General features: G+C 51.6%; 1 rRNA gene. It reads left to right on the top strand.

Going from position 1 to position 1,043, the window contains the following annotated elements:
* Nucleotides 1-1,043: ribosomal RNA gene (locus ABEA92_RS31320) — 23S ribosomal RNA — on the top strand; the annotation flags it as partial.

The raw sequence follows: 1,043 nt of genomic DNA, 5'->3' as shown, positions 1-1,043 counted from the left end.
AGTCACGTGAAACCTGGACTGAATCCACGGGGACCATCCCGTAAGGCTAAATACTCTCTAACGACCGATAGCGTACCAGTAGCGTGAGTGAAAGGTGAGAAGAACCCCTGCTAGGGGAGGAATGTGAACCTGAAACCATGTGCCTACAAGCGGTCGGAGCACTATTTTAATGTGTGACGGCGTGCCTTTTGCATAATGATCCGGCGAGTTGTGGTATACGGCTTGGTTAAGTCCTTCCGGGACGAAGCCCAAGGGAAACCGAGTCTGAATAGGGCGAAATGTGTCGTATGCTGCAGACGCGAAACCTGTGTGATCTACCCATGAGCAGGTTGAAGCGCGGGTTAAACTGCGTGGAGGACCGAACCCACTTAGGTTGAAAACTGAGGGGATGACTTGTGGGGAGGACTGAAAGTGTAATCAAACCAGGAGATAGCTCGTTCTCTCCGAAATATCTTGAGGGATAGCGTCGAGGCAACTACTTTGCGGGGGTAGAGATACTGAATCGGATGGGGGCCCTTCCCGGGGTACCTCACCGAACCAAACTCCGAATACCGCAAAGACTATCTCGGCAGTCAGTCCCTGGGGGATAAGCTCCAGGGTCGAGAGGGAAACAACCCAGATCGCCTGCTAAGGTCCCGAAGTTTTACTTAGTCACTAAGGAAGTTGAAATGCTGTGACAGCTGGGATGTTGGCTTAGAAGCAGCCACCATTTAAAAAGTGCGTAACAGCTTACCAGTCGAGCATTTCTGCGCCGATAATGAACGGGAGTAAGTAAAACACCGAAGCAGCGGATTCTAGTTTACTAGAGTGGTAGGAGAGCGCCGATGACGAGATACAAGCCGTACGGTAACGAGCGGTGTTGGCGTCATCGGGTGATTATGCCGGAATGAGTAACGATAAAATAGGTGAGAATCCTATTCGCCGAAAGCCTAAGGTTTCCTGGGGAAGGCAATTCCGCCCAGGGTTAGCCGGTACCTTACCCGAGGCCGAAGGGCGTAGGGGATGGATAACAGGTCAATATTCCTGTGCCGGTTGTGTATCTA

The sequence above is a fragment of the Novipirellula caenicola genome (assembly GCF_039545035.1).
Classification (GTDB): Bacteria; Planctomycetota; Planctomycetia; order Pirellulales; family Pirellulaceae; genus Novipirellula; species Novipirellula caenicola.
The sequence above is the reverse complement of the archived record's forward strand: the minus strand, read 5'-3'. Positions and strand labels throughout refer to the sequence as shown.